The sequence below is a fragment of the Cetobacterium sp. genome (assembly GCF_977044495.1).
The window spans coordinates 1-6,281 of sequence record NZ_CDRRQU010000072.1 but is presented as its reverse complement, the minus strand read 5'-3'; the positions used below and the strand labels follow the sequence as shown (position 1 = coordinate 6,281).

At 30.0% G+C, this 6,281-nt stretch carries 11 protein-coding genes and 1 pseudogene; 6 read left to right on the top strand and 6 right to left on the bottom strand.

Annotation, left to right across the window (positions count from 1 at the left end; all coding sequences use genetic code 11):
- The 4 genes and pseudogenes from ACWI69_RS11530 to ACWI69_RS11515 all read right to left on the bottom strand — a co-directional run.
- Window positions 1–274, bottom strand: a pseudogene (locus ACWI69_RS11530) (3-methyl-2-oxobutanoate dehydrogenase subunit beta); the annotation flags it as partial.
- A gap of 10 nt (window positions 275–284) precedes the next feature.
- A complete protein-coding gene (locus tag ACWI69_RS11525) occupies window positions 285–500 on the bottom strand; it encodes a 4Fe-4S binding protein (protein WP_448821979.1) in 216 nt (71 codons plus the stop codon).
- Window positions 501–512: 12 nt separating this feature from the next.
- Window positions 513–1,415 carry a phosphate acyltransferase gene (locus tag ACWI69_RS11520; protein WP_448821978.1) on the bottom strand — a complete coding sequence of 301 codons (903 nt, stop codon included), beginning with the start codon at window positions 1,413–1,415 and terminating at the stop codon, window positions 513–515.
- 20 nt (window positions 1,416–1,435) lie between these two features.
- Window positions 1,436–2,527: a Glu/Leu/Phe/Val family dehydrogenase gene (locus tag ACWI69_RS11515; RefSeq protein ID WP_448821977.1), complete on the bottom strand. Its 1,092-nt coding sequence runs from the start codon at window positions 2,525–2,527 to the stop codon at window positions 1,436–1,438.
- Window positions 2,528–2,692: 165 nt separating this feature from the next.
- Between ACWI69_RS11515 and ACWI69_RS11510 the strand changes: the two genes are divergently transcribed.
- The 6 genes from ACWI69_RS11510 to ACWI69_RS11485 all read left to right on the top strand — a co-directional run bounded on the left by ACWI69_RS11510 (window position 2,693) and on the right by ACWI69_RS11485 (window position 5,384).
- A complete protein-coding gene (locus ACWI69_RS11510) occupies window positions 2,693–2,899 on the top strand; it encodes a hypothetical protein (protein ID WP_448821976.1) in 207 nt (68 codons plus the stop codon).
- Between the two features lie 742 nt (window positions 2,900–3,641).
- Entirely contained in the window at window positions 3,642–3,821 is a 180-nt protein-coding gene (locus ACWI69_RS11505) for an AbrB/MazE/SpoVT family DNA-binding domain-containing protein (protein WP_448821975.1), read from the top strand.
- 100 nt (window positions 3,822–3,921) lie between these two features.
- On the top strand, window positions 3,922–4,044 hold the full coding sequence (locus tag ACWI69_RS11500; RefSeq protein ID WP_448821974.1) for a hypothetical protein: 123 nt from the start codon (window positions 3,922–3,924) through the stop codon (window positions 4,042–4,044).
- 81 nt (window positions 4,045–4,125) lie between these two features.
- Complete coding sequence (locus ACWI69_RS11495; protein WP_448821973.1) at window positions 4,126–4,848, top strand: Fic family protein; 723 nt, start codon at window positions 4,126–4,128, stop codon at window positions 4,846–4,848.
- A gap of 169 nt (window positions 4,849–5,017) precedes the next feature.
- Window positions 5,018–5,224 (top strand): hypothetical protein, encoded by a 207-nt coding sequence (locus ACWI69_RS11490; RefSeq protein WP_448821972.1) that lies wholly within the window; start codon window positions 5,018–5,020, stop codon window positions 5,222–5,224.
- Window positions 5,205–5,384 carry an AbrB/MazE/SpoVT family DNA-binding domain-containing protein gene (locus tag ACWI69_RS11485; RefSeq protein WP_448821971.1) on the top strand — a complete coding sequence of 60 codons (180 nt, stop codon included), beginning with the start codon at window positions 5,205–5,207 and terminating at the stop codon, window positions 5,382–5,384. The genes ACWI69_RS11490 and ACWI69_RS11485 overlap by 20 nt, the downstream gene beginning before the upstream one ends.
- Here the strand turns inward: ACWI69_RS11485 and ACWI69_RS11480 are convergent.
- Both ACWI69_RS11480 and ACWI69_RS11475 read right to left on the bottom strand, forming a co-directional pair.
- Window positions 5,381–5,575 (bottom strand): hypothetical protein, encoded by a 195-nt coding sequence (locus ACWI69_RS11480; protein WP_448821970.1) that lies wholly within the window; start codon window positions 5,573–5,575, stop codon window positions 5,381–5,383. The two genes, ACWI69_RS11485 and ACWI69_RS11480, sit on opposite strands and share 4 nt — an antisense overlap.
- A gap of 483 nt (window positions 5,576–6,058) precedes the next feature.
- Window positions 6,059–6,193: a phage holin family protein gene (locus ACWI69_RS11475; RefSeq protein WP_448821980.1), complete on the bottom strand. Its 135-nt coding sequence runs from the start codon at window positions 6,191–6,193 to the stop codon at window positions 6,059–6,061.
- Between the last annotated feature and the right edge of the window lie 88 nt (window positions 6,194–6,281).

The window sequence follows — 6,281 nt, the reverse complement described above, 5'->3', positions numbered from 1 at the left end:
TGTAAGAGATTCCCTCCTGTTTTAAAGCCATTCCCGGAGATGATGATGATGTCATAACTCTGGCTCCACATCCAGCTGCACCGTAAACCATGTTTATTGCTGAAACTTCAGATTCAGCTTGTATAAAAGATCCACCAACTTTTGGAAGTTCTCTTGACATATACTCTGGGATTTCATTTTGCGGTGTTATTGGGTATCCGAAGAAAAATCTACATCCAGCATTTATAGCTGCTGCACTCATTGCCTCATTACCTTTCATTAGCTTTTTTGCCATAAACGCCTCCTTAAAACTTATCTATAGTAATAACTGAATCTGGACACATAAGAGCACAATTTGTACATCCTACACACTTCTCTTCATCTACCACATGAGATACATTATATCCTTTTGAATTTATCTCCTCCGTATTTAAGTGAACAATTTTCATAGGACAAAATACAACACAAAGACTGCACCCTTTGCATCTTTCTTTATTAAAACTTACCTTAAATTTAGCCAAATTTGACACCTCCTAAATAACTGATGCTAATACTATCGATAAAAATTTACTCTCTTCATCATCAGCTCTTGACGTTATAACTACAGGAACCTTTGCTCCTACTAAAATTCCCGCTGTCTCACTTTCTGTTAAATAGCACAAGCTTTTATAGAATATGTTTCCAGCCTCTATATTCGGCATTATTAATATATCTGCATCTCCTTGAATTTTTCCAGATATTCCCTTTATTTCTGCTGATTTTTTTGATAAGGCGTTGTCTAGAGCAAGTGGACCTTCAACTATAAATCTCTCGTCTAGAGATAGGTTTTGTGTAATAATCTGAGCATCAAGAGTAGCTATCATCTTTTTAGATACACTTTCTTTCGCCGCTAAAAGTGCTATCTTTGGTGTTCCAAGATGTAAAGCGTTCCAAACTGAGTAACAATTCTCTATTATCTTTATCTTAGTCTCCACATCTGGAAGTATATTCATAGCTGCATCTCCAAAAACTATAACTCTATCAATAACATCCAGCTCCGCTACTGTCACATGAGAAAAAAATATCTCCCCATTTTCTGATTTTGACAACTCCTCTTTTTTATTTAAAATGGCTTTTAATATGATAGACGTATCAACTAAACCTTTCACTAAAAAATCGCCAGCTCCACTTAGAATACTTTGAACAGCCATTTCACTACATTTTTCTTTTCCCTCTCCATGTATAATTTGGTACTCATCTAAATTAGCTCCATTTTGAAGCAAATGTTTTACAATCTCCTCTCTATCCCCTGCAAGAATAGGTGATGTAATTATTCCCTCCCCTTCTGCTCTAAGTATAGCTTTTAACAACTCATCCTCCTGAGCACAAACTACAACTGGAATCTTTTTTACATGATTTTCTTTACATCTTGCTAATAGTTGAGAAAAAAAATTCATATGACCTCCTACTCTATTTTTCATCTTTTTACATAGCTTGGTTTCATATTTTTAATTTTATTTATTCTCTCCTCAGCAAATTGTATAGCCGCTATATTTACTGGAATATCTTGAACTCTTGCTATCTCAAAAATTTCCAACAGTCTATCATATATAGCTTTTACATCTGCTGTTGCTGCATCTTTATTATAACCTTTTAACTCATGATAAACGTTTATTAATCCTCCACCATTTGCAACAAAATCTGGAGCGTAAAGAATTCCTTTGTTCTTTAACATAGCTCCATGCTCTTCTGTTTTTAAAACATTATTTGATGTTCCTGCAACAATCGAACATTTTAATTGAGGAATAGTTTCATCATTTATAACTCCCCCTAGAGCACATGGTGAAAACACATCTACATCTAGCCCATATATGTCTTCAGGTTTTACAAACTCTACTTCTGGATGCTCTTTTTTCATTCTCTCTATATATGTGTCATTTATTTCTGTGAAATATATTTTTTTTGCCTTATCTCCGTAATCATTATCACCCAAAAGGAATTTAATCAAATAATACCCAGTTTGCCCAGCTCCTTGAACTGCGAATGTTTTCCCATTTATACTTGAATCTCTAAATTTCTCTTTTAGTGCTGCACGAATGGAACATAATGCTCCTAAGGCTGTAAATGGTGATGAATTCCCACTTTTCCCATGTAATCCTACAACATGATCTGTTTCCATAGCAACGTATCCCATATCAGACGTGGTTGTATTCACATCTTCAGCCGTGATATATCTTCCATTTAGGCTTTGAACAAATCTTCCTAACTCTCTAAAATACGCTTCACTTTTAACTTTTTTCGGATTTCCTATTAAAACTGTCTTTCCTCCACCTAGATTTAATCCTGCAACTGCTGCCTTATACGTCATTCCTCTAGATAATCTAATAACATCTAACAGGGCCTCTTCCTCTGTTTTATAATCCCAAAGTCTTGTTCCCCCTAAAGCTGGTCCTAAATCCGTGTTATGAATAGCTGTGATACCTTTTAAGCCTGTATTTTTATCATAGAAATATACTACCTGCTCATGATCAAACTCCTCCATAAATTCAAACGTTTTTAATTTTTTCATATAAAAATCCCTCCTCAAGTTTAATATGTTTAAAAGTGATTAAAGTGTATTTTTTCAAAACCTCTTCCTAAGATTTCTATATACTACACATCTGAATAAAAAGTCAAATTTTTTTGAATAATTTTTATTAATTGTATTTGAATAAAAGAAAATATTCCTACTGAAATGGAAACTAGAGTTATTATTAGAACTGGAATTACTGTTGCTAAAAAAACTTTAAGAGAGCACTTAGAAGTAAAAAATTATACTGAAGCTTTATTTTTTATTGAAGATTTAAAAGAAACTTTATCAGAATACGATATAAAATCTATTCATACTATTATTTTAGATGGAATTGATAGAGCTAATGCAGGAAAATATCTATACTCATAAAGACATATAAGAACTAAGAAAAGCTATTGAATTATTGAATTAATATTTTGTTAGCTACATAAAAAAAGTAAATTTTATAAAATAATCAAATTTAAGAAATCCTTATTTTACAAGGCTTTCTATTAATATAACTAACCAAAAGGAGGAAGGATGAGAAAAGTAATCTGCCACTACGATATGGACGGTCATAACTAAACCTCACTGCCTCCAGTAAATACAAGGGTTTTCAACATTTAATAAATCATTTTGTAACCTACGTGTAACCTATTTAATACAGAGGGATATTTCACAAGTTCGCCAACACACATTACTTAGAGGTAGCTTTTTATCTCTAATTTTTTTATTATTTTTTAAATATTTCTTGACTTTGTACCGTATATGGTACATGATGTATTTGTAGGGAGGTGATGAAGTGCTCGAGACTTTATTACAAATCACTTCACTTCTTGCTAATATCATAGTTATATATGAATTTATTAAGAAGTCTAAAAGAAAGTGATAGGGGGTAGGCTCCCTACCCTCCCTCTATAATAATCAAAGAGGTGATTTTTCATGCTAGAAACTTTAGTTAAAATTAGTCAAATTGGTGTTATCATAGCTTTTGTATATTATTTATACTGCAAGTTTTGGAGAAAGTAAAAAGGACAAGATAAAATCTTGCCCTTTTAGTGATGAGTTGCTCGAAAACCCTTTATTAATTTAATTATACAACAATATCCCAAAAAGTCAATAGGTGGTTTAGATGGAAAAAAGAACGGCTAAAATTTTATGGTCAAAAAGTGGCAAAGGTAGTGATACTACAAGGGTAACTCTTCCAGTTAGCTGGATTAGAAAAATGGCACTATCTCATGAAGAAAGAGAACTTGATATCTATTTTGATGAAAAAATAGGGACTATAACACTAAAAAAGAAAGAGGATTAGTTTCCTCTTTTTTTGTTTTTACAAAAATAAATATTGATTTTAAAATTATGATAAAACACTTAATTCAATTAAAGCTCATATGAATAATTTAAAAAATCGATTGGTTTATGAGAAAAAAGTAATAGAGTTAAAAATAAGTGAATTGGATAAGACAGGATTAACGGGTACAATAGAAGCGTATGTACAACCAGATGGAGAAATTACCGTGATTCAAAATTTATAAATCAATTTTATATTCTAAGATTGTATTTAGATAGATTAAATAATATAATACTACTATAATCATTAAAAGTGAGGTGTTATCATGAATAATAAATTAGAAAAAATTTATGAATTAAAAAGTGAACTAGATCATAGAAGACCTCTTAATCAAAGTGAAATAAAAAGAATAAAAGAAAATTATATAATTAAAAATACATATAACTCAAATGCTATTGAAGGAAATACTCTTACTGAAATGGAAACTAGAGTTATTATTGAAACTGGAATTACTGTTGCTAAAAAAACTTTAAAAGAACATTTAGAAGTAAAAAATCATGCTGAAGCTTTATTTTTTATTGAAGATTTAAAAAAAGAAACTTTATCAGAATACGATATAAAATCTATTCATACTATTATTTTAGATGGAATTGATAGAGCTAATGCAGGAAAATATAGAAATGTTGACGTTAGAATTGGTGGTGCTACTCACGGTGTTGCCAGCTCTCATTTAATTCTTCAAGAAATGAATGATTTATTGGCTTGGTATACTTCAAAAGCTATTACTATTAACAGAATTATTGAATTTACTTGTAAATTTATTAATATCCACCCATTCATTGACGGAAATGGTAGAACTTCAAGATTACTAACTAATTTAGAGCTTTTAAAACTTGGATATCCTCCTATAACTATTTTAGCTACTGATAGGTTAGAATACTATCAAGCTCTTGATAAAAGCTACTATGGAAATTATGAGGAAGCTTATGACTTCTTTTATAATTGTATAATCGAAAGTTTAAATGAATATTTGAGTTTTACAAAATAAAATTAGGAGCTAAATTTTATGAGGTAAATATAAGCGAATTTTTACAAAACGTCATCAACTTGATAGTGATAGTTCAAACTATTATCTCTATCATGAGATGCTGGAACAAAAGGGGAGATTAATTTCTTCCCTCCTCCTATAAATTTCAAATCAAAGGAGATGATTAAAAATGACTGATATTTTACAAAAAATAGCTTTTGTTTGTGTCATTGGCTGGATTTGTGTATGGATTTATAATTATTTTAAAAAGAACAAAAAAAATAAGTCTCCCAAAATAAATTTCAGGAGGCTTATGAGCGAATTTTATACTAATTTAATTATACAACAATATCCCAAAAAGTCAATAGGTGGTTTAGATGGAAAAAAGAACGGCTAAAATTTTATGGTCAAAAAGTGGCAAAGGTAGCGATACTACAAGGGTAACTCTTCCAGTTAGCTGGGTTAGAAAAATGGCACTATCTCATGAAGAAAGAGAACTTGATATCTATTTTAATGAAAAAATAGGGACTATAACACTAAAGAAGAAAGAGGATTAGTTTCCTCTTTTTTCTTTAGCCTTTTCTAATATCCATTCAGTTAAGCTTTTTTCTCCACGAGCTTTTTCTATAATCTCTTTTTCTTCAGTTGTTACTCTGAATGAAACAGAAACATTTCTTTTTTTTCCAAACTCTGAAACAATTTTTCTTCCAGAACCTTCACGGGATCCACCATGTTTTTTATTTTCCACTTATACCAACCTCCTAATAATATCTATAATTGTTAGTATCACTACTATTCCAATTAAATAATATGAAATTTTATCCTTTATTTTGTAAGCTAACAATATTGAAAGTATAATAATAATTATATTTTTTACTATTGATTCCATACACAAAAACTAGTATAATAGAGGAAAGAGTATGGGGAATCTCTTCCCCAGAAAGATTACTCTTTCTTGAAATACTTTAGAAGAAAATCAATTATTAGTATAAGTTGTGTCACTCTTAATAACCACTTATCTATTTTGATTTTCTTCTTTTTTTTCCTCTTTTTCCTACTAATTTTCTTCACCTCCTTTTGTTTTTATTATAATTAATTATAACATATCATCTTGAAAAAGTAAAGTTTTTTTCAAGATGATTTAAAATATTTTTAAAATAAAAAAGAGAGGTAAACCCTCTCTAATTGAATTAATATTATTTAAGTATAACATAACCTTAATTTTGTAAAGTCACTTTTCTCTATCCAACTTCTCTTTTTTTATAGCTAATATATTTTCTATAATACCGGGAAATTTTATACCTAGTTTGGTCAAATTTTCCATTATAGATATAGACTCCATTAATATATGATAGAAAAGAAGCAGAAGACTGCATTCATATTTTATGTTTTAACATATATTGTTGAGTTTAGTTCGCTTATTGCCACCTTTCTGGTAATCCAGAACTTGTTAG

What these genes read in the sequence shown, in the direction of transcription:
- ACWI69_RS11510 (WP_448821976.1), top strand. Translation starts at nt 2,693, where the DNA reads ATGGAAACTAGAGTTATTATTAGAACTGGAATTACTGTTGCTAAAAAA.
- ACWI69_RS11495 (WP_448821973.1), top strand. Translation starts at nt 4,126, where the DNA reads ATGAATAATAAATTAGAAAAAATTTATGAATTAAAAAGTGAACTAGAT.
- ACWI69_RS11505 (WP_448821975.1), top strand. Translation starts at nt 3,642, where the DNA reads ATGGAAAAAAGAACGGCTAAAATTTTATGGTCAAAAAGTGGCAAAGGT.
- ACWI69_RS11520 (WP_448821978.1), bottom strand. Translation starts at nt 1,415, where the DNA reads ATGAATTTTTTTTCTCAACTATTAGCAAGATGTAAAGAAAATCATGTA.
- ACWI69_RS11490 (WP_448821972.1), top strand. Translation starts at nt 5,018, where the DNA reads ATGACTGATATTTTACAAAAAATAGCTTTTGTTTGTGTCATTGGCTGG.
- ACWI69_RS11485 (WP_448821971.1), top strand. Translation starts at nt 5,205, where the DNA reads ATGGAAAAAAGAACGGCTAAAATTTTATGGTCAAAAAGTGGCAAAGGT.
- ACWI69_RS11515 (WP_448821977.1), bottom strand. Translation starts at nt 2,527, where the DNA reads ATGAAAAAATTAAAAACGTTTGAATTTATGGAGGAGTTTGATCATGAG.